Below are 21,866 nucleotides of genomic sequence, written 5' to 3'. Positions count from 1 at the left end.
GTTTATAGGATCAGTGGTTACGATTATTTGGTGTCGTCATTGATAGGCTATCGTGACACTTTTTTCGTTAAGCTTTAAAGCCACGATGGACGGCAACGATACCAGCCGTTAGGTTGTGATAATCACAGTTTTCAAAACCCGCTTGTTGCATCATCTGTTTTAGCGTCTGCTGATCAGGGTGCATACGAATCGATTCAGCCAAGTACTGATAGCTCTCAGAGTCATTGGCAATCAGCTTACCCATAATCGGTAATGCGGTAAAAGAGTATAAATCATAAGCTTTAGATAATGGCTCAAATACAGGTTTTGAGAATTCTAAAATCAACAGACGACCGCCTGGTTTGAGAACGCGATACATGGCTTTTAGGGCAGCGTCTTTGTCGGTGACATTGCGCAGACCAAAGCTAATGGTGATCAAATCAAAGCTTTCGTCGTCAAAGGGCGCTAAGGTTTCAGCGTTTGCTAAGACAAAATCAACGTTGTTACAGCCTGCATTGATCAAACGCTCACGACCAACTTCTAGCATTGCAGCATTGATGTCTGATAGCACAACGTGACCGTTTCTACCGACTTCGCGGCTAAAGACTTTGGCCAAATCGCCTGTGCCGCCAGCGATATCGAGTACATGTTGACCTGAACGCACCCCTGATAAGCTGATGGCATAACGCTTCCACAGACGATGAATACCAAAAGACATCAAGTCATTCATGATGTCATATTTTTTGGCGACTGAAGTAAAAACATCAGCCACCCGTGCTTGTTTCTCAGCCTTGTTGACCGTTTTATAACCAAAATGCGTTTCTTCATTCCCATCAGTATCAGGCGTATGCGGATTGTTGATGTCATCACGCTGATTGAAACGCGTTTGTTTGGTGCTCTGTGTGTCAGATTGTGCCGCGTTATTATCGGTGCTGCTATTGACGTTGTGACTGGCAGTGTTATTTGGCATAGTGGTTTGTTGGCCTTGTGGCGTTCCAGTTGGTAAATCTTGGACGTGCGTAAAATCATTAGCGTTGTTGTTTTTTGTCGCAGCCTTGGCGCTCACCGGGTGAGGTGCTGGGCTTTGGCGGGCTTGGGCTTGCGCGCTAATGCTTTGGTTGTGAGTAATACTGTCTTGTACCAATTTATCTTGTAAATGGCCGTTGCTCGTAGCGCTTTGGCTTAGGTCAGCGTTGTTATTATTTGTGTTATCGGTCATAACATTGTCCTATTATTCGTTTTTGTGACGGTCTTTTTATGGTTATCTTTTTGAAGGTGTCAGCGTGCGCCAAACACCTCATGGATCCTATGATACACCAAACGCTACTAGCTTACCGCCATTATCCTTGTCATGAACTTGGTCAATAATCATCAGTTCACGCTCGCAAAACGGCTCAATAAAACTGCTCACACTTTTTAGAGGCTTCATGGCTTTAAAGCCGGTATCAATGAAGTCATAAAGTGGTTGGAATTTATAACGGTAGGCGGTGCCCTTCGCCAAGGCAAACGCTTTTTTGAGCATAAAGGAGTTCAAATGTTTGTCAGTGCGATAGCAGACTTCTTTGAGGTTGGCAATCTGTACGCGGCGTTCATCTGCTTCATCGACCGCGAGGTAGGCGGCCAGCATGTTGTCTTCGTTGACAGGTAAGTCTTGAGCAGACAACCACTGGGCCAAATGTAAGTCTAGCTCAATGGCTAAAATTGCCGCTTGGATGCCCATGCTACCAGCTTCTAACGCTGATTCTTTAGCAAGCCGTTCAAGTTTTTTAGCCTTGGGAAGGATGCGTTCTAGCTGCTGCGCCAGTAATTTAAACTCATCTCCACCATATAATTGTGTCAGGAAATAGTCTGCCATGAGTTGGTTTTTGGGTTGTTCAAACAGATCGCTATGAGTACGCTTAAGTCTTGATTGCTGCCATTTTTGTACTTCATTGAGCTTGGTATTTAATTCAGCGTCTTGATGATGGGGTAACGCCCAAAAACGTACTAAATGTTGTTGTAAATCAGCTAGAGCAGACATGAAAAAATCCTCTATAAAAGTAAAGATCGTGATGAGATCGAGAGCAAGGTGGGCAGTACTGAATGTTAGGTTTTTTTATACTGAATGGTATCTATTAAAGCATGTGTCTAAAATTGTGTTCACCTTAAAAGAAAATAAAGCAGAATACAAATGTCAAACTGTTACATAGCAGCGTTATTTACTGCATGAGCCGAATGCTATGATTGAGCTGACGAGTTTTCAATCATAAGAGGAGTCCAGTTATGAATAAAAAGAATCATACGACTGAACCGGTAGCACCACAAGCGGTAAGTGCACAATTTAGCGATGAGGTGGTCAAACAGCGCTTAACCCCCAATCCTCTCAGTCAGTTTTCTATGGATAAAGACTCGCTTAGATTGGCACTGGTCACGGCCCAATACGCTCTGCGCGCCACGCGGCAACAAACGCCGTCCACCACCAATAAACCCACCGGACTACTGGTGCTGGTCAATGGTATGGAGCAGGCGGGTAAGGGGACAGCCGTCAAACAACTACGGCAGTGGGTAGATCCACGGCTTTTAAAAGTTGAGGCGACCATTGGCTATTGTCCCTTAAACTATCAGCCTATTTGGCAAGCCCATACCAAAGTGATGCCGCGGCACGGTGATGTAACGGTGTATTTTGGTAACTGGTATGCTGACTTGCTCTATAACGTCATGCGTATGGCACTGTCAGACAGCAAAAGTGAAGATCACCATGCAAAAGACAAAGGTCATAAAAACATAAATAGTCTTCCCACTACGACATGGCAAGACTATTTACAACAGCAACTCATTGAACTACAAGCGTTTGAAGATGACCTTATAGCCAATCATACCAGAGTGTTAAAATGTTGGTTTCATGTCGATGTTGATACCTTACAAAATCGGCTGAATGACGCTGAGGCTGACCCACAGTTTTTGTATCAAGTGGATTGGCACAGTAAAAAAGTTGTCGAAAAATTTAATGAAGTGGCCACGATTCTGCTGCGACAACAGGATGACTGGATTGTTATAGATGGGGAGGATAAGTCGCAAGCCGCCGATCATTTCTGTCATGAAGCACTGCATGCGATGCAAACCGCGCTAGTAAGTAGCAAAACAAGCGCTGACACGACGGAAAACCAGACTGCGTCTATTAAAGAGGCTCTATCTGAGACACCAGATGCTGGATGGCAAGCTGAGCCATCACCTGCACCAGAAAAATTTGAACCTGTAAACATACCTGATTGCTTAAAAGATATCGATGATACCAAAGTAGATAAGGCTGACTATCGTACCGCATTGGCAGAAAAGCAGGCTCGTCTCGCTGAATTACTGCGCGCGCGCAATGGTCGTCACATCGTTTTTGCCTTTGAGGGGATGGATGCGGCTGGCAAAGGCGGGGCGATCAAAAGATTGGTGGCGCCGCTCGACCCACGCGAATATCAAGTTTATAATATCGGGGCGCCAATGCTATATGAAGCACAGCATCCTTATCTGTGGCGATTTTGGACAAGATTGCCCAATGAGCAGACAGATCGCATCAGTCGCATCGCCATCTTTGATCGTACTTGGTATGGGCGCGTGTTGGTTGAGCGTATCGAAAGCTTTGCAAGTAGTGCGGAGTGGCAGCGAGCGTATGATGAAATCAATCGTTTTGAGGCGGACTTAACCAAAGCTGGTACAATAGTCATTAAATATTGGCTGGCCATCGACAAACAAGAACAGCTTAAACGTTTTAAAGCGCGTCAAAACACACCGCATAAGCAATTTAAGTTAACGGATGATGATTGGCGTAATCGTGATAAGTGGTCAGAGTATGTGCAATCAGCAGCTGACATGCTGGCACGTACCGATACAAAAAATGCCCCTTGGTGCGTCATAGCAACCAATGAAAAACGTCAGGCACGTTTAGAGGTTTTAGACCATGCGATTAAGCAACTATCTGCAGCGCATGAAAGCTAACGCACTATGGATGAGTAAATGCTTGTAGTGATTTATACAATTTCATAAAAAAAACGAGTAATTAACGTCCCAAGAGTCTATGCAAAAACTCTATTCCATGAGCATTTCATAGAGAGTGGAGCCACGGTATTATCTGGGTCACACACGGGCAGTTACAAATATCGCAATATCATCATGCATTATGTGTTTATATTTAATATAATAGGCGCGTTATTGGCTTCTACTAAGTACTAAACCCACTTAGCAAGCAGAGTATGCTTGTCGTTAAACACGCATGTCTTAACAACTTGAACAAAGCTTGTTACAGTGCCAGTTATCAATACCAAAATTATCACTATAAAAAATCTAAGCCGCAAGATGCTGTAATCAGATGATTTGGCAATAGCACTTGCGGCTTTGTGACATGTTGAATGATGTTTTTTTACGCTATCTGCTGCCTATCAGTAAAATCAAATGTTAAAGAGTAGCTAAGAGCGCACGGGTAGGACATCAAAACAGTCGTGAGAAAAGACACTATTTAAAAAGCACGTTGCGCGTTTGCTATACGCCATCTTAATGTCACATGCCATAATCAGCAGTATCAATAGCAACGCCATGTCATCAACCGCATATAATTTCAATCAGCTTACGCAGGACGTATCAACGTATGGGTATTAGCAGCAGTTCTACAGAGTCGACCAAATCAATCGGCTCTATGAGAGTAAATCTATTTTTTGCCATTTTACTGATTGCGATGACCGCCTACTTTTTGTGGTGGGGTCTAGATTACACAATGCGTCAACAGACGACGCTATTTATTGTAGCAACCGCTTTTGGTGTCTTTATGGCATTCAATATTGGTGGTAACGATGTCGCCAACTCTTTTGGTACGTCAGTCGGTGCAGGCACATTAACCATTCCTCAAGCATTAGGGGTGGCAGCGATATTTGAGGTATCGGGGGCCGTATTGGCAGGTGGTGAGGTGACCGACACGATTCGTAAAGGTATCGTTGATTTAGATGGTTTGTCAGTCACACCCAATCAGTTTATTTATGTCATGCTTTCAGCGCTTATTGCGGCCGCGTTTTGGCTGCTGTTTGCTACGCGCAAGGGGTTGCCGGTATCGACCACCCACTCTATTATCGGCGGGGTCGTTGGTAGTTCTATCGTTCTAGGGTTTGATTTGGGCGGGAGCGCTACAGCGTTTTCTACCGTTGATTGGGGCACCATTGGCACCATCGCTATTTCTTGGGTATTGTCGCCACTATTGGGTGGTGTATTGGCCTATGTGCTGTACGGACAAATTAAGAAAAACATCATTGAGTATAATGATAGAACAGAGGCGCATATTGGTGAGCTAAAAGCCAATAAAAAAGTCTTAAAACAAAATCATAAAGAGTTTTTGGATGGGTTGACAGAGTCAGAACAACTGGCCTATACGTCCGCCATGTTACGCGATCAAGAGATTTATAAAGACGATGACTGCGTCGTTGAAGACCTAGAAACTGACTATTATAAAAAGCTTTATGAAATCGAGAACGAGCGCACTAACCTTGATACCCTAAAAGCCCTGAAGCAATGGGTGCCTATCATTGCAGCATTGGGCGGGGCGGTCATGACTTCTCTAGTCGTGTTTAAAGGGCTCAAAAACGTCAATAACAATCTGACGACGTTGCAGGGTTTTTTGATCATGGGGATGATTGCTGCGCTGGTTTGGCTGGCTACCTTTATCTACACCAAGACTATCCGTGGTAAACATAAAGAAGACCTTACTAAGGCGACTTTTATTATGTTTAGCTGGATGCAGGTCTTTACCGCCTCAGCCTTTGCGTTTAGTCATGGGTCGAATGACATTGCCAATGCCGTTGGTCCTTTTGCAGCCATTATGGACGTTATTCGTACCAATGAGATCGCTTCACAAGCTGCCGTTCCTCCCGCTGTCATGTTGACCTTTGGTGTGGCACTGATCGTCGGTCTTTGGTTCATCGGTAAAGAAGTGATTCAGACGGTGGGTACCAATCTAGCGAAGATGCATCCAGCTTCCGGCTTCTCAGCTGAACTGGCGGCTGCTGCTGTCGTTATGGGAGCATCGACGATGGGTCTGCCAGTGTCGAGTACTCACACATTAGTTGGCGCAGTACTGGGCATCGGTATTGTTAATAGAGATACCAACTGGGCACTGATGAAGCCAATCGGCTTAGCTTGGGTGATTACGCTTCCTGCAGCCGCTACCATGTCTGCAATCAGTTATGTCGTACTCAAGCAGATCTTTTAAAAAACGCAGCATCCCATAGATTTATGGGCTAACTGAATACCACAAAAACGCTTATCGGCATCATACCGATAAGCGTTTTTTTATGTCAGTTTCACGTTTAATCGGTACCAAATTGTTGGCGTTTTTTGGCAAAGAAGCGGTCTAAACGATCCATTGCATCTTCTAAATCATGAAGGTTTGGTAAAAAGACCAAGCGGAAATGATCGGGCTTGTCCCAGTTAAATCCTGTGCCTTGTACCATTAAGACGTTTTCTTCAATCAGCAAATCCATCATAAAGTCCATGTCGTCTTCAATAGGGTAAACCTCAGGGTCCATCTTGGGAAAGCAGTAAAACGCGCCTTGCGGCATGGTGCAAGAAATACCTTTGATGGCATTAAGGCGTGATACTGCCATTTCGCGCTGCTTATACAGGCGACCTTTTTGAGACGTCAAATCCTTCATGCTTTGGTAGCCACCCATCGCCGTTTGGATGGCATATTGACCCTGAACGTTGGAACACAGACGCATAGAGGCCAGCATATCTAAGCCCTCAATAAAGTCGGCCGCGTGTTGCTTGCGACCTGACACCATCATCCAGCCCGCGCGAAACCCAGCGATACGGTGCGATTTTGACAAACCATTGTAGGAGAGGACAAGCACATCGTCGGTTAAGGTACTCATTGGTGTGTGGGCCATATCATCATAAAGAATGCGATCGTAAATCTCATCGGCCATGATGATTAAGTCATGCTCTTTAGCGACTTCAATAATCTGTCGGAGTACGTCATCGCTATAAAGGGCACCCGTTGGATTATTGGGGTTAATGACCACAATACCCTTGGTTTTATCGGTGATTTTAGATTTGATATCTTCGATATCAGGGTGCCAGTTGTCGTCTTCATTACAGCGATAATGTACCGCTGTACCACCCGATAGATTGGCCGCTGCTGTCCAAAGCGGGTAGTCTGGCATCGGAATCAACACTTCATCACCATCGTTCATCAAAGCCTGCATGGTCATCACAATCAGCTCAGAGACCCCATTACCCAAATAAACATCACGGACATCGACCGCTGACAACAACCCCTTTGATTGGTAATACTGCAATACCGCCTTACGCGCTGAAAAAATCCCTTGCGAGTCAGAATATCCTGTGGCTTCAGACAAATTCATGGTCACATCACGCAAAATCTCATGAGGCGCTTCTAGACCAAAGGGGGCGGGATTACCGACGTTAAGTTTTAATATACGTTTACCTTCTGCCTCCATTCTATTAGCGGTCTGTAATAGAGGGCCGCGAATGTCATAGCAAACGTTTTGTAGTTTATCGGATTTTTTTATTGTACTCATAGAGTGACCACTCATCGGGTTGTTTTGTGAATGTTTGCGAGTATCAGAGGTTGTGTGTGCGACATTTAAATGAGGCGGGTTTTTATCATTAGATTGGTTTTGCCGCTCACCGCGTAATAGATATCCTTCGCTACAGCCCAAGATACGCGCTAGGGTTGGTAGCTTAGAGGACACAATGCCATTTGTGCCACGCTCCCAATTAGAAATCGCGCCGCGACTCACCTTGGCACCGGCTGCTGTCATCGCTTGGGCTAATTGCTCAGCCGTGAGTCCTTTTTCACGGCGCAACCGCACCAGTCGTTCCGCTTGCGTACTGTTACTATTGTCATCAGACATAGCGATCTAAGCCTTTATAATCAGTGAGTTTGTAATAGATAAGCTAAAGTGCAAAATGTATATTGTTTTAATTAAACACCAATGCAAGATATTATTGCATAATGAAGGCGATTGCAAGGCGTTATTCATTCAAAATTATTCATGGAATGCAAGTTATACTTGCATTTATAATTAATTCATTACTATCTTTGTCACGAGATACTGATGAAAACACAAGCTTAACGTAGCCAATCTCGCTTAAAATAGGGAAACCAAACAATATTGGCAGCACTCTTTGTGCATATGACTTGAATAGTGAATCGATAACCAGCAGATATACAGCATCGTTTTTATAATAAGATGACGATAAAACGGTTACAGAGATGAGATCATAAATACTCGAATAAGGAAACATTATGCAAGACAATCAACTAAGCAAAGAAGAAATCAGCCAGTTAACCGAAGCTGACTGGAAAGAGCGTCTGAGCGCTGATGAGTATCATGTGATGCGCGAAAAAGGCACAGAACGTCCGTTTACAGGTGTCTATAACGATGCCACTGATGATGGTGTTTACCGCTGCAAAGGCTGCGGGGCCAGTTTGTTCGACTCATCTAGTAAATTTGATGCCAGCTGCGGTTGGCCAAGTTTCGATCAAGGCATCGATAACAACGCGATTGAAGAGCATGTCGATAACTCGCTAGGTATGACTCGCACAGAAGTAACGTGTAGCAACTGCGGTGCTCATTTGGGTCACGTTTTCCCTGATGGACCGCGTGAGACCACAGGGATGCGTTACTGCATCAACTCTGTTTCTATTGATTTGGATAAGTCTGAGAAGTAGTATCGACTCTTGCAGTCAGTGACATAATGTTAGAGGGACAAAAGGGAAGCGCGTGAGGCTTCCTTTTTAGTATTATTTATACGGTGAATGAGGTATAAATGCTTAATAGACACACCCAACAAATCAGTCAATTTAAGGATAAATGATGAGCCCTATTTGTGAATTTACTGCTGAGCGCATGGATGGCACCTCACAAGCGTTTTCTGACTATCAAGGTCAGGTGTTACTCATCGTCAATACCGCGAGCAAATGTGGATTTACGCCGCAATTCGAAGGACTAGAAGCGCTGTATCAACAGTATAAAGAGCAAGGGTTGGTCGTCATCGGCTTTCCTTGTAATCAGTTCGGTAGCCAAGATTCCGGTAGTAATGATGAGATTGGCGAGTTTTGTCAAAAGAATTACGGTGTCAGCTTCCCAATGATGGCAAAGGTCGATGTCAATGGCGATGAGGCTCATCCACTCTTTAAATGGCTTAAAAGTCAAAAGGGCGGTGTGCTCACCGATGGTATTAAATGGAATTTCACCAAGTTTTTGATTGGTAGTGATGGGCAAGTTATCGAACGTTATGCCCCAACCACCAAGCCAGAAGCGATCAAAAACGATATCGAGCAAGCACTCACCAATAAATAAGTATTGAACCTAAAAAAATATGGGTTTTTTATAAAAATATAAAATCAATAAAAACATATGCTTGCTATAATTTTTAATAAAAATGCGTAAAATATCGCAAAAACTGGAAAATAGCGTTTGACAGTCAACTGTAAATCTATATAATACACACCCACAGCAACGGAGCTTAGTGACAAACTTAGGGCTCAGTTGATGTTGAATAAATTGCATAGCAATTGTTCTAAGGGTGATTAGCTCAGTTGGTAGAGCGTCTGCCTTACACGCAGAATGTCGGCGGTTCGAATCCGTCATCACCCACCACTTCTTAGCGAGTGGATAAATAAGCTAAGACGACCTAAGCAGCGGTAGTTCAGTTGGTTAGAATACCGGCCTGTCACGCCGGGGGTCGCGGGTTCGAGTCCCGTCCGCTGCGCCATATTTAAAACGAATTTAAACTGTTAAGTTTAAGCAAGTTTCGCCTCAAACATTAGATTGTTTGGGGTTTTTTTGTGTCTGTAGATTTTATTAAGTGTTTGATTTATAATTATTTATTGTTTTCAGGCTGCTTTTAAGCCAGAAAGGAGCTTATCTCCACGTACTTTTTCTAAGGCTGTATTCCCCATTTAATGAAATGAGAAGTGTCTATGACTATTTTTACCACTACGTCTAATAGGAAGTCTTATCGCTATTTACCTACGTTTATTCAAGGGTCGGCTGTATTTTTAGTAGCTGCTGTGTTATCAGCTTGTGGGCAATCTGACATCGATGCTTCTAATGCCAGCCCTGTTGAGGCAGAGACCACACAAGTGGCGCAAGTGGTGGCAGAAAATCCAGCAGACAACACAGACCTGCTCAAAAATGTGTCAGCAACCATTTACAAAGATGCCAATTGCGGTTGTTGCAAAGAGTGGATAGAGCACACACAGTCGTATGGCTTACACTCGACTGTCGAGCATCCAGCAGATCTATCACTGATTAAAGATCGTTATGGCGTGCCTGCTGAGACACGCTCTTGCCACACTGCTATCACCACTGATGGCTATGTCTTTGAAGGTCACGTTCCAGCGAAGTACGTCGCTGAATTTTTGCAGAATCCACCGGCGCAAGCCATTGGACTGGCTGTACCGGGCATGCCCGTCGGTAGTCCGGGTATGGAATATCAGGGTCAGTTTGCACCGTATCAGATCATGCAAATAAACAAAGATGGTACAAAGCAGGTATATGTTGAAGTGGAGTCTGCAGAGCAGCAGTTATAAGCTGATGTCTTCAAACCAAAAACACTTAATTGACACTTCAATAAATTGGTAACATTGATGGAGACTGACCGATGAATCATGACGAGAAAAACCAGATGAACCCTTATGTGAAATTTACCCTCATGATTCTTACGTCTACTGTGCTGATGTATATCATGATGTATTTCAACACTTATGCATGGGATCATGTTTATTTTAGTGAGACTCGAGTTTACATGGCGCTATACATGGGGGCGGGTATGGCAGTGGTTATGCTGGCGTTTATGGCCAACATGTATAAGAAAACCAAGATTAATTTAATGATTTATGGGTTGAGTATCGTACTGTTTGCGGTAGGTATTTGGGGCGTTAGATCACAGCAAACCGTTGATCAGGTCGATTGGATGCAAGCCATGATCCCCCATCACTCGATTGCTATTTTAACCAGTGAGAGAGCGGATATAGAAGATCCTAGAGTAAGACAGCTCGCTGATCAAATCATCGAAACACAAAAACGTGAAATAAGCGAGATGCAGGCACTTATTGAAGATTTAAAATAGATGAGGTGTCAGGTATAAGAGATTTCTCACAATAAATCACCCATAAAAAAACCCCCATCAAAGTGATGAGGGTTTTGGCAAATGCCATAATTGAATCAAAGATGACTCAAGAAATTTACTACTAAAATGTGGCTCTCCAACCTGGGCTCGAACCAGGGACACACGGATTAACAGTCCGTTGCTCTACCAACTGAGCTATTGGAGAATAGGCTGTAAGACTTTAATTTCCTACAACGAGCCTTAGAAGTCTCTAATGAGTTCTTGCTAAGTGGGGCGTATTCTAGCAAAGATAAAAAATACGTCAAGCGTTTTTTTGCATAATTAGTAAAAATTGTCATTTTAATGATGAGATAGCAGATTTTTACTAAAAAATGGCTAAAACGTCTACAAAAAAGACACCTTATAGAATATATAGGGTGTCTTTTTCTATAAAAAAACTTATAAGACTAAGTGTCCTTTATGACTTATTCGGCAACGTCTAAGTCAGCCACTGCTTTTTCGATACGTGATAAGGCGTCTTTTAAGGTGGCTTCATCGGTTGCGTAAGAGATACGCATGTAACCGCCAAGGCCAAATGCATCACCAGGGACAACGGCCACACCGACTTTGTCTAATAACCATTCTGAAAACTCCGTACATGATGAGAGACCAGCGGCTTTAATGAGTGGTTTGATTTCTGGGTACACGTAAAACGCGCCATCAGGACGCAGGCAAGTAATGCCTTTAATGGCATTTAAACCATCTACGACTAGGTCACAGCGCTTTTCAAAAGCGGCTACCATTGGCGTGAGGACACTCTGATCACCGCTGATTGCTGCTTCTGCTGCCACTTGGCTAATCGAGGTTGGGCATGAGGTGGATTGTGATTGTACCTTTTTCATGGCACCGATTAGCTTAGCAGGGCCGCCAGCATAACCGATACGCCAACCTGTCATTGCGTACGCTTTAGACACACCATTTAGAATGATCGCACGGCCTTTTAGCTCAGGTGCTGCATTTAAGATATTGTAGAACTTATCACCCGTCCAGCGGATATGCTCGTACATGTCGTCTGAGGCTACATAGACTTGTGGATGCTTTTTCAGTACTTCAGCGATGGCTTTTAGCTCATCTAACGTATAAATCATACCCGTTGGGTTAGAGGGGCTATTCAATACCAACAGTTTGGTCTTGTCAGTAATGGCGGCTTCTAATTGCTCAGCGGTAATCTTAAAGTTTTGCTCAGCAGGGCATTTAACAATGACTGGCACGCCTTCTGCGATGATGACCATGTCAGGATAGCTGACCCAGTATGGCGCTGGGATGATGACTTCGTCGCCTGGGTTGATAAAGGCTTGGGCAAGGTTAAAGAACGACTGCTTACCACCGACCGATACTAGGATTTCGTTTGGCTCATAGCTGATGTCGTTGTCGCGCTTGAACTTCTTTATAATGGCGGTCTTTAGCTCTGGCGTACCATCGACAGCCGTGTATTTAGTAAAGCCGTCATTGATCGCATCGATGGCTGCTTTTTTGATGTGTTCAGGGGTATCAAAATCAGGTTCACCAGCGCCCAAACCGATAATGTCTTTGCCCGCTGCTTTGAGCTCTTTGGCTTTATTGGTAATCGCTAGCGTAGGTGATGGTTTGATGTTATTGACGCGGTCAGACAGTTGCAACTCGCTCATGAGAGATCCTTTTTACATTGGAGTGGGGTTAGTGAAGACGTGTTATTGATTATATAAACTGTTAAGGGTTATGAAAACATGACGCCAGACAGCTTCACGCCTTGTCTTTTTAAGCAGTTATCCGTTCAAAGTAGTATCGTGACGCAAAAAAGTGTTTGATTGGGGTAAGGTGTCCTCGCTTATTGTGCTATTGCAGAATAGGCATCGACTTATTCCTCCCAGCCGCACTATTTTTCTTTTTAAAAGGGACGTTTTAAAAGGGACGTATTGTGATGGTAGTTAACGCTCAATAATCAGTGAGCATTCAGACCTCTACGCACTTTTGATCTTGGCATTGTAGCATGTGGTTATTGTACTGTCTTATAGGGGTCGTAACAGAAAATGACGAATTTCTTAGCAGGTTTGCCAGCGTGATGACGGACAGATTTAATAGGATGAGGGGCTAAGTGATTGCGAAACCACAACAATAAAATGGTTATCTTACGCTATTATTATTTAGATATATTACATAAAACGGAATTTATTTTAATAAAAATTAACCTGATATTCTAAGTAGAAACACGAGTCATTAAAGCTTGGATAAACGGTGATTTTTTCTATCAATGTGACCAACAGGAGGTTGATCATGACAGACTCTTCTAAAAAACTGCATATTCTTATTACTGGAGCGACCTCGGGTATTGGTAAGCAGTTAACAAAAGACTATCTCTTAGAAAACCATCACGTGTATGCCGTTGGCCGTGACGATGAGGCGTTGGCTGAACTGAAGTCGCTAGGGGCAGAAACCATCGATTTAGATTTAATGAATCGAGAGAAAGTGCTCGCAGCTTTTGACAAAATCAGTGAGGTAGATTTGGCGATTTGTGGGGCGGGTATGTGTGAGTATCTGGACATGCCAAATTTTGATAGTGCGGCGTTTATGAAAGTCATGTCAGTGAATATGGGCACATTATCACATGCCGTTGAGGGCGTGTTGCCAAAGCTGATTGCCTCAAAAGGCCGCTTGGTTGGCATTGGGTCCGCATCTGCTTATGTGCCTTTTGCGCGGGCTGAAGCGTATGGCAGCTCAAAGGCCGCCATCCATTACTTGATGAAAACCCTGCAGATTAGTCTCGCTCCGTACAATGTGGCGGTCAGCTTAGTGGTGCCGGGTTTTGTCGAAACCCCTATGACCAAACAAAATGACTTTCCTATGCCGTTTATTCAGACTCCAGAGCAGGCAAGCCAAGCCATACGCGATGGTATCAAGAGTGGTCATGAGGTTATTGAGTTTCCGAAAAAACTGACTTTACCGTTAAAGGCATTGGGTACATTGCCTGATTTGGTCTGGCAGCAAGTTAGTGAAAAGCTCAATAAAAAGTGAGGCTCTACAGTGATTTAAAGGACGACTCACCAAGACATAGATACCCATATAGGAAGGAGCACCTTTATGCCGTTTATTCGCTTCAAGCGTGCAAACAATCAAAAGACCGCGCAAAAACATACGCATACTGCTGAAAATTGTGATGATATCAAAACGAAAAAGCGTGTTGCTATTATCGGCTCAGGTGTGTCTGGACTGACTTGCGCCCATTATCTTGTGGCGCAGCATGATATCACGGTGTTTGAAGCCAATGATTATATCGGCGGGCATGTCAACACCATCGATGTCGCGCTACAAGATGGCAAAAAAGCAAAGAGCAGCAAGGTAGAGAGCAGTGCGATAGATACAGGGTTTATTGTTTTTAATGAGCGTACGTATCCCAATTTCTTTCGTTTGCTTCATGAGTTACAAGTGCCGTTTCAGGCAACTGAGATGAGTTTCTCCGTAAAGAATACGGCGCGTGCCTTTGAATATAACGGTCATACACTCAACACTTTATTGTCGCAGCGAAAGAATGTACTGAATCCGAAATTTTGGCAGTTTATAAAAGAGGTCTTACAGTTCAATAAACACATCAAGCAGCTGCGCCAAGATTATGAAGCTGCTCGCGCGCACGGGCAAGAGGTGAGTCGTTTTACTGAACAAACCCTCGGTAGTTATCTGGTACAAAAACGCTATGGTCATCTGTTTACGGATAACTATCTACTGCCCATGGTGTCGGCTATTTGGTCAACCAGTCTGGATGAAGTCCAAGATTTTCCACTGGTGTTTTTTGCGCAGTTCTTTGACAACCATGGTTTGCTTGATGTGGTCAATCGGCCGCAGTGGTTTACGATCAAAGGCGGCTCAAAGCAATATGTCAATAAACTGATTCCACGTTTTATCAAAGCGGGAGGCAAGGTGCGAGTCAATAGCCCAGTACAATCTGTAGTACGTGATGGCGAACAAGTGATTTTGACGGTACAGAGTAAAAGTAACACTGAGAATCGTAGCGAAAATCTTGTGTTCGATGAAGTCATCTTTGCTTGTCATGCAGACACCGCACTCAATATTTTAAAAGATGCCAGTACGGATGAATCTAAAGTATTAAGTCACTTCCGCTTTACCAAAAATACCGCGGTACTGCACACCGATACCAGTGTCCTACCCAAAAAACCACTAGCATGGGCAAGTTGGAACTATTTAATCGATGAAAAATCGTCAGGCCACGTGACAGAAGAGAGGCAAGCTTCTAAAGTCACCGGAAACGTGCAAATATCGAGTAAGCCCGTACTGACCTATCATATGAATATCTTGCAACGCCTGACCAAAAAGCATAATTATTTGGTCACTTTGAATCACCAGATTGATGAGAGACAGGTAGTCAAGCGTATCGACTATAGTCATCCAGTGTTTGATCTAGCGATGATTGAGGCTCAAACCAAATGGTCAAGTATCTCTGGCAACGGTTTGCATACGCATTTTTGCGGTGCATACTGGTTCAATGGCTTTCATGAAGATGGCGTACGCAGTGGATTGCGTGTCTGTCAGGCGCTCGGTCTTGATATTGATATAAAAGATGAAGTCGATCCATCTCATCTGCCGGATGCCGATAGCACACATACGCCATTTCGCTATAAGGACTTACCTGTTAAAGCAGATACAAAGTCACGCAAACTTCATAAACGTCAGGTCACGACGGCGACTACCAATCAAGAGCTGATTGAGTATGTGGCGCATTTACAGTCTGCGACCATTGATAGCGTTCAAACGAGAAGCCGAGGGTTATTTGGCCGTCGTAAAGGGCGGTAATTTGGGGGGTAAAATCAAGCAATACTAAAGAAGAGAGCGTTATGACTAGTAAAGCCCATTCGTATAACACCTCCATGCCCCATCAGTTGTTCCACGGCACAACATGGCACAGCAGGCTGCTGCCAAGCGTAAATAAGTTTGTCTACCCCTATCGTTATTGGGGGATCAATATTAGCGCCTTAGCGGCAGGACAGGCGCTCTCTGACATCAGTACGGCAGTCATTGGTGAAAGTAAAATCCTGAAAAAATTAGGGTTGACCTCAATTCTGCCAAAGAGACTATTAGCAATACAATGGCCGTTATTTTCAGCAAAGAAAAAGGCTTTGCAGCAGTTTTGTCCTGATGACTACTTGCAGGGAATAAATAGCCTAAGCAGTAATAATACTAATATCAATAGCCAGTTAGATCAGGTTCAAGCACTTAAGCATCGTTTACAACAAGCATTTATCGCTCAAATGGGCAGCGCGCCATCAGGCGAGACGATCGGACTTGTGGTTTGTCGCAATGCTGGCATTTATTTTAGTCCAGTCAATTTTTATTTGGGTTTTGATAAGCAGCAGGTGCCCACCCATTTGTTGGCTGAAGTTTCTAATACACCATGGGATAATCGTCACTATTATGGGTTTTTGTTAGAAGGTGAGTGTACTGAATTTTGCCATGATAAAAACTTCCATGTGTCACCCTTTAACCCTATCGATCAGCTCTATCGTTGGCAGGTGACCATAAAGAGTACGACAAAAAACGAGGCAAAAGGGCAGCCGAACAATGGTTTGCAGGTTCGTATTGCTATTGATATCAGTGATGAGCGCGGTGACGTGTTAAAAACGGGGGTAAAGATGTCAGGCACAGCTCTGACTGATGCTTCTGTCCGTCAAAGCTTGCGACAAAACCCCCTCATGAATATAACGTCTTTAACGCGTGTCTATTGGCACGCTTTTAAACTTTATGCGATCAAAAAAGTGCCGTATGTAAACTATGATGAAAAACTGGTCAATAGCCAACAGCACCCAGCAAACACTCAAAAAGCTGACTCTTAACGATGGAGAGCTCAAAGAGTATCAGAAATAAAATACGAGACTACAGAAGGCCTATACAAGGATGAATACACAATGCCAGCACGACCAACCGACCGCGCACCCAGCTCAGCATTAGAGAAACTGTCCGTACGGCTGAATACAATAGCCAACGAGAGCGCTGTTTTGCGACCCATGAATGATGGAATAAATCAATTGGCAAGAAAGCTCATATTTCGAGCCCTAAAGCACATTCAGTTCGGCCGACTTACCTTGATCGAAGCGTTTGGTGAACAGACACCTACTACAAGCCACTTTGGTAGCGTGTCATCTAGCGTTGCTAGCAGTTCAGCGGTTGGTCGTCATCCATTACACGTCACCTTGATGATTCATGATAGCGCTGTGTATCGGCAACTGTTACTGGGTGGCTCTATAGCGCTGGCAGACAGCTATATTAATGGCGAATGGGATACGGATGATTTAACGGGACTGATTCGCTTGGCAGCGCGTAACTTGGCAGTACTCAATAAACTAGAGAGTCGATTTGCTGGCGTGAGTAAGGCATTTGAGAAAGCGAAGCATCAACTGCGTAATAATGATAAATCTGGCGCCAAATCTAATATCCTAGCGCATTATGACTTGGGTAATGATATGTATCAGCGCTTTTTGGACGATACGATGATGTATTCTTCAGCCGTGTATCGTACGCCTGAGATGACACTTAGCGATGCGCAGCAGTACAAATTGGCGCTTATATGTCAGCGTCTACAACTTACCCCTGATGATCACGTTATCGAAATTGGGACGGGTTGGGGTGGTTTTGCTATTTATGCCGCCCAGCATTATGGTTGTCACATAACAACAACGACCATCTCTGATGCGCAGTATTGTGAGGCGAAGCGCCGAGTCAAAGCCGCTGGACTGTCTGATAAAATCACACTACTTAAGCAAGACTATCGTGAGCTGACAGGGCAGTACGACAAACTGGTCAGTATTGAGATGATTGAAGCGGTCGGGCATGAATATTTACCGACTTTCTTTGCACAGTGTAATAGTTTGCTCAAACCTACAGGGTTGATGGTACTACAAGCGATTACCTTTAATGACCAAAATTACCAAGACTACATAAAATCGGTCGATTTTATTCAGACACATATTTTTCCTGGTGGCTGTCTGTTATCTAACCAAGAGCTAAACACACAGTTCACTGAGCAGACCGACATGGTCATCAAACAGCTACACGACTATGGCTTTGACTACGCACACACGCTGAGGGATTGGCGTACCGCATTTATGGCGCAGCGTACAGAAATCGAAGCGCTTGGTTATGATGATGCCTTTATTCGTTTATGGAGTTTTTACTTTTGCTACTGTGAAGGGGGCTTTTTAGAACGGACCATTGGCGTGGTACAAGTGACTGCAGTGAAGCCTAACAACATTGACACGATGCACTTCTCTGATGGGTCTTTCGATGACAGGGTGAGTGAGGAGCAAAGCTGTCGCCTTATGGATCAACTTATGAACGATAATGACCAAGATGCGTTCAACCAACATGCGCTACCTTTATAAGTGGTGCCGACAATAATCTTAATACAAGGATGTGGTTATGGGATACGTATTTGTCTATCTTGCTGCTGTGGTCATATTTTTGGGCGTTGATGCGGTTTGGTTAACGACTATGAAAGGGGCTTTTTATGAGGCACGTATCGGTCACTTATTGGCTGATGAGCCAAATATGGTCGCCGCAGGTGTGTTTTATATGTTTTACATATTGGCGCTTTGTATATTGATCCTGTACCCACAAATCAAAGCGGGCACTTCAATCGGTCATATTTTCTTACTCGGTGGATTAATTGGGCTGATGGCTTACGGGACGTATGACTTTACCAGTTTGGCCCTGTATAAAGGCTTTACCTTAGACACAGCGTTAGTTGACTTTGCTTGGGGTGGTATTTTAACAGGCTCAGTTAGTGCGATGGTTGCTTGGCTTGCTTACCGCTTTCATTGGTTGACCTAAAGGGCTGCCACCACGATCAAGATGACAGTTTACATAACTTAGACCATTAGTCGACAGATGACTGTTTGAGCTATGTCGGACGCTACGGTATAACTGATACTCATAATAAATAAGTTTTAGACAATTTGAGGATCGTTATGCCGCAATATAATACCAGCTCGACTGCCAAAAAAGCCCCTTTAAACCATGAGCTGTATATGTCGATACTCATGACACCAGATATGGCGAACTTCATCGGTAACGTCCATGGTGGGGATTTGTTAAAGATGCTTGATCAGGTCGCTTATGCCTGTGCCAGTCGCTATAGCGGTAACTATGTAGTGACCTTGTCTGTGGATCAGGTCATGTTCCGTGAGCCTATCTATGTTGGTGAGTTGGTGACTTTTGCCGCAAGTGTCAATTATGTAGGAAATACCTCGATGGAGATTGGGATTCGGGTCGAAGCAGAGGACGTCCGAGCTCGCACCGTGCGCCATACCAACAGTTGTTATTTTACGATGGTGGCTATTGATGACAATGGCAAGCCGACACCTGCGCCACCGCTTAATATTAAAAATGAGATGCAGCAGTGCCGCGCTGACGCCGCGCTGGAACGTAAAAACTTGCGTATGGAAAGCTCACATCGTCCAAGCTGCGATTTTGGAGAGGGAGATATGATCGGAGAGCGGGATCAATAAAAGCCAGTTTGCATAGAACGGCAAACAACGGCTTAACAGACAGTTTGTCCACCGCGAATCATCTAAAATTACTCCCCACACCCTAAAAATCTACTGACGCTTTATCTAAGAATACGCGAACTTTTATGTCAGTCATTGGGACAGCTAAAGTCAGTCCTACGACATAGTCAGTCTGTTTTGAAGACAGTGGTTAAACAGATGTTATTTTACTGAGGCTATTATGAGTTTGAAGCCATCAAAAGACAATTTACCTAGTCCTGCTACTCATCAATCCACGCCGCACACGAGGCGTTCTCGTGGTATAAGCCAGATCAACATTGACCGCACTTCTGCTGCTCTGACTCATTCGGACTCTAATGGTTCTTCTGAAACCGTACCAAACAAAGATAAGCAACACTCTGGCTCATTGGTGACGGTGTTGATTGCCGTTGGGGCAAACCTTATCATTGCGATTGCAAAAACCATCGCCGCATTCATGACTGGTTCTGCTTCTATGATAGCGGAGTCCGCTCACTCTTGGGCCGATGCAGGCAATGGCACATTATTAATTGTCGCTGAAAAAAAAGCCGTCAAACCGGCGGACGCAAACCATCCGCTAGGCTACGGTAAAGAATCCTACGTTTGGTCAATGATTGCCGCTTTTGGCGTTTTTATGGCAGGCTCTATTGTGTCTATTTATACGGGCATCACTGAGTGGAACGCACCAGAGAGTGAGACCAATTATACGATTGGTTTTATTATATTGGCCGTAGCTTTTGTCCTTGAAGGATTTTCTTTAGTACAAGCTTACCTCCAAAGTAAAAAGCACGGTGAAGCAATTAATATCAGCGCCATCGGTTATGTGGTCGATACGTCAAACCCAACACTACGCGGCGTATTTTTTGAAGATTTGGCTGCTGTGATTGGTTTGGTTATTGCTGCGGCAGCGATGGGCATGCATGCTTATACAGGTCAGCCGTTTTGGGATGCATTAGGTTCTATTATCGTGGGGCTACTACTAGGCGTGGTGGCTATCTTTCTGATCAGTCGTAATCGGGATTTCTTGGTGGGTTATAAAGTATCAGATAGAATACATACCTACGTATTGAGTGAGCTGCTCAATCATCCAGACATTGATAGCGTCTCGTACCTACATTTAGAATGGGTAGGTCCCAAAAAAATATTTATGGTGGCGGCAGTAGACATCGCAGGTAATCAAAAAGAAAAAGAGATCGCGCAAAAATTTGAAGACATTGAGAACCAGTTCCGTGCCAATCCCCTGTTTCAAGAGGCTATTTTAACACTCTCGGCACCCAGTGCTGACGTACTGAATTTATCTAGCCGCTAAATCACTAAAGTAAAAGCACGACTGACATGCTTAATAGCGAGAGTGTTCTATGAGATACCGTCTACAGGCAGTTATTAAAAACACGAGTATGTGTCTGCCCATCACGCAAGTATTGAGCAGGGCACTATGGATGGCGCTGATAGTAGGCAGCCTGACACAGGCGAATGCTGAACTGATTATTCATAGCGAGCCTACTCAGCAGCAAGTAGTGACTTCTGAGCAGACAGAGGCGTTTAATAGTGATGTCTTTAAAATGTGGGTGGTTAATCGGAGTCATAACATGACTGCACCGACGGATGCGTCTGTCATTAAGTTGATGCAAGTGATGCACATCGATGAGCAAATAAAATCTATCGTCAAAGGGCAAAAAGCCACTATCGAAGCCATTCACGAACAAGCCCAAAATAGAAAACATTTACCAGAAAATAAAGCGTCAAGTACGCGCCAGCGTGAGCTGCAAGAACAAATACAAAATGTTTTGGGTCAATACAGCAAAATAATGACCGAGAGTATTGGTGAAGCAGCTAATGAGCAAACATTGACCCAAGCTTACGTCAATGCGGCGAAGACTTATTACACGCAGGCAGAAGTCGATGCCCAGATCGGGTTTTACGATACGGTAATCGGTCAAAGTATTTTAGCCAAGCAGCCACAAATCACGGCAGATTTTTTAAAGCAATCACTACCGGACGATACTAGCGAAGCTGAAAGGCAGTTAGAAGCATTACTGCCGCAGATGAAACAAATTATCAAAGGTATCTTTTAGTTAGTGGAAGTCTGAAAGGTTTATACGTGATTTTCCGGAATTCGGCTAGTATCAGGCGTTAAAAGTCAGACGTTAAAAAAAAGCTCAGACGCATCTAAAAAAGGTCGCCTATTTTAGGCGACCTTTTTTGTGTTTTATCTTTTATCACGCTCAT

At 44.0% G+C, this 21,866-nt stretch carries 18 protein-coding genes and 3 tRNA genes; 16 read left to right on the top strand and 5 right to left on the bottom strand.

Going from position 1 to position 21,866, the window contains the following annotated elements:
- Window positions 1-67: 67 nt before the first annotated feature.
- On the bottom strand, window positions 68-949 hold the full coding sequence (gene ubiE / locus DVY93_RS01805; protein WP_404671796.1) for a bifunctional demethylmenaquinone methyltransferase/2-methoxy-6-polyprenyl-1,4-benzoquinol methylase UbiE: 882 nt from the start codon (window positions 947-949) through the stop codon (window positions 68-70).
- Between the two features lie 336 nt (window positions 950-1,285).
- Window positions 1,286-1,999 (bottom strand): FFLEELY motif protein, encoded by a 714-nt coding sequence (locus DVY93_RS01800; protein ID WP_230708611.1) that lies wholly within the window; start codon window positions 1,997-1,999, stop codon window positions 1,286-1,288.
- A gap of 242 nt (window positions 2,000-2,241) precedes the next feature.
- On the opposite strand from DVY93_RS01800, the gene DVY93_RS01795 reads away from it, so the two are divergent.
- Window positions 2,242-3,945, top strand: coding sequence for an ATPase (locus DVY93_RS01795; protein ID WP_230708609.1), 1,704 nt, complete (start codon window positions 2,242-2,244; stop codon window positions 3,943-3,945).
- A 646-nt stretch (window positions 3,946-4,591) separates the two neighbouring features.
- The gene (locus DVY93_RS01790) at window positions 4,592-6,199 is read left to right on the top strand and encodes an inorganic phosphate transporter (RefSeq protein WP_193006544.1); all 1,608 of its coding nucleotides are present in this window, start codon (window positions 4,592-4,594) and stop codon (window positions 6,197-6,199) included.
- A 97-nt stretch (window positions 6,200-6,296) separates the two neighbouring features.
- Here the strand turns inward: DVY93_RS01790 and DVY93_RS01785 are convergent, their stop codons facing one another.
- A complete protein-coding gene (locus DVY93_RS01785) occupies window positions 6,297-7,865 on the bottom strand; it encodes an aminotransferase class I/II-fold pyridoxal phosphate-dependent enzyme (RefSeq protein ID WP_193006543.1) in 1,569 nt (522 codons plus the stop codon).
- 395 nt (window positions 7,866-8,260) lie between these two features.
- Between DVY93_RS01785 and msrB the strand changes: the two genes are divergently transcribed.
- The 6 genes from msrB (at window position 8,261) to DVY93_RS01750 (ending at window position 11,091) form a co-directional block, all read left to right on the top strand.
- Window positions 8,261-8,686: a peptide-methionine (R)-S-oxide reductase MsrB gene (gene msrB / locus DVY93_RS01775; protein WP_193006542.1), complete on the top strand. Its 426-nt coding sequence runs from the start codon at window positions 8,261-8,263 to the stop codon at window positions 8,684-8,686.
- 145 nt (window positions 8,687-8,831) lie between these two features.
- On the top strand, window positions 8,832-9,317 hold the full coding sequence (locus DVY93_RS01770; protein ID WP_193006561.1) for a glutathione peroxidase: 486 nt from the start codon (window positions 8,832-8,834) through the stop codon (window positions 9,315-9,317).
- A 224-nt stretch (window positions 9,318-9,541) separates the two neighbouring features.
- A tRNA-Val gene (locus tag DVY93_RS01765) sits at window positions 9,542-9,617 on the top strand.
- A gap of 38 nt (window positions 9,618-9,655) precedes the next feature.
- Window positions 9,656-9,732: transfer RNA gene (locus DVY93_RS01760), tRNA-Asp, on the top strand.
- A gap of 208 nt (window positions 9,733-9,940) precedes the next feature.
- Window positions 9,941-10,552, top strand: a complete 612-nt coding sequence (locus DVY93_RS01755) for a DUF411 domain-containing protein (RefSeq protein WP_230708608.1) — start codon at window positions 9,941-9,943, stop codon at window positions 10,550-10,552.
- A 71-nt stretch (window positions 10,553-10,623) separates the two neighbouring features.
- A complete protein-coding gene (locus DVY93_RS01750; protein WP_230708606.1) occupies window positions 10,624-11,091 on the top strand; it encodes a DUF305 domain-containing protein in 468 nt (155 codons plus the stop codon).
- Between the two features lie 129 nt (window positions 11,092-11,220).
- Here DVY93_RS01750 and DVY93_RS01745 read toward each other — a convergent pair.
- Together DVY93_RS01745 and DVY93_RS01740 are read right to left on the bottom strand one after the other, a co-directional pair.
- Window positions 11,221-11,296: transfer RNA gene (locus DVY93_RS01745), tRNA-Asn, on the bottom strand.
- Window positions 11,297-11,555: 259 nt separating this feature from the next.
- Entirely contained in the window at window positions 11,556-12,758 is a 1,203-nt protein-coding gene (locus tag DVY93_RS01740; protein WP_230708604.1) for a pyridoxal phosphate-dependent aminotransferase, read from the bottom strand.
- A 625-nt stretch (window positions 12,759-13,383) separates the two neighbouring features.
- Here DVY93_RS01740 and DVY93_RS01735 point away from each other — a divergent pair.
- From DVY93_RS01735 to DVY93_RS01700, 8 genes are all read left to right on the top strand, one after another.
- Window positions 13,384-14,121, top strand: coding sequence for an SDR family NAD(P)-dependent oxidoreductase (locus tag DVY93_RS01735; protein WP_230708602.1), 738 nt, complete (start codon window positions 13,384-13,386; stop codon window positions 14,119-14,121).
- A 66-nt stretch (window positions 14,122-14,187) separates the two neighbouring features.
- Window positions 14,188-15,912 carry an NAD(P)/FAD-dependent oxidoreductase gene (locus tag DVY93_RS01730; protein ID WP_230708600.1) on the top strand — a complete coding sequence of 575 codons (1,725 nt, stop codon included), beginning with the start codon at window positions 14,188-14,190 and terminating at the stop codon, window positions 15,910-15,912.
- Between the two features lie 41 nt (window positions 15,913-15,953).
- Window positions 15,954-16,949: a DUF1365 domain-containing protein gene (locus DVY93_RS01725; protein WP_230708598.1), complete on the top strand. Its 996-nt coding sequence runs from the start codon at window positions 15,954-15,956 to the stop codon at window positions 16,947-16,949.
- A gap of 72 nt (window positions 16,950-17,021) precedes the next feature.
- Window positions 17,022-18,494: an SAM-dependent methyltransferase gene (locus tag DVY93_RS01720; protein WP_230708596.1), complete on the top strand. Its 1,473-nt coding sequence runs from the start codon at window positions 17,022-17,024 to the stop codon at window positions 18,492-18,494.
- A gap of 37 nt (window positions 18,495-18,531) precedes the next feature.
- Complete coding sequence (locus DVY93_RS01715; protein ID WP_230708594.1) at window positions 18,532-18,942, top strand: DUF2177 family protein; 411 nt, start codon at window positions 18,532-18,534, stop codon at window positions 18,940-18,942.
- A gap of 137 nt (window positions 18,943-19,079) precedes the next feature.
- Window positions 19,080-19,619, top strand: coding sequence for an acyl-CoA thioesterase (locus tag DVY93_RS01710; RefSeq protein WP_193006244.1), 540 nt, complete (start codon window positions 19,080-19,082; stop codon window positions 19,617-19,619).
- A gap of 220 nt (window positions 19,620-19,839) precedes the next feature.
- Window positions 19,840-20,946 (top strand): cation diffusion facilitator family transporter, encoded by a 1,107-nt coding sequence (locus DVY93_RS01705; protein WP_230708592.1) that lies wholly within the window; start codon window positions 19,840-19,842, stop codon window positions 20,944-20,946.
- Between the two features lie 49 nt (window positions 20,947-20,995).
- Window positions 20,996-21,712 carry a DUF2059 domain-containing protein gene (locus DVY93_RS01700; protein WP_230708590.1) on the top strand — a complete coding sequence of 239 codons (717 nt, stop codon included), beginning with the start codon at window positions 20,996-20,998 and terminating at the stop codon, window positions 21,710-21,712.
- Window positions 21,713-21,866 lie beyond the last annotated feature (154 nt).

Source organism: Psychrobacter sp. CCUG 69069, from assembly GCF_021023115.1.
GTDB lineage: Bacteria > Pseudomonadota > Gammaproteobacteria > Pseudomonadales > Moraxellaceae > Psychrobacter > Psychrobacter namhaensis.
The sequence above is the reverse complement of the archived record's forward strand: the minus strand, read 5'-3'. Positions and strand labels throughout refer to the sequence as shown.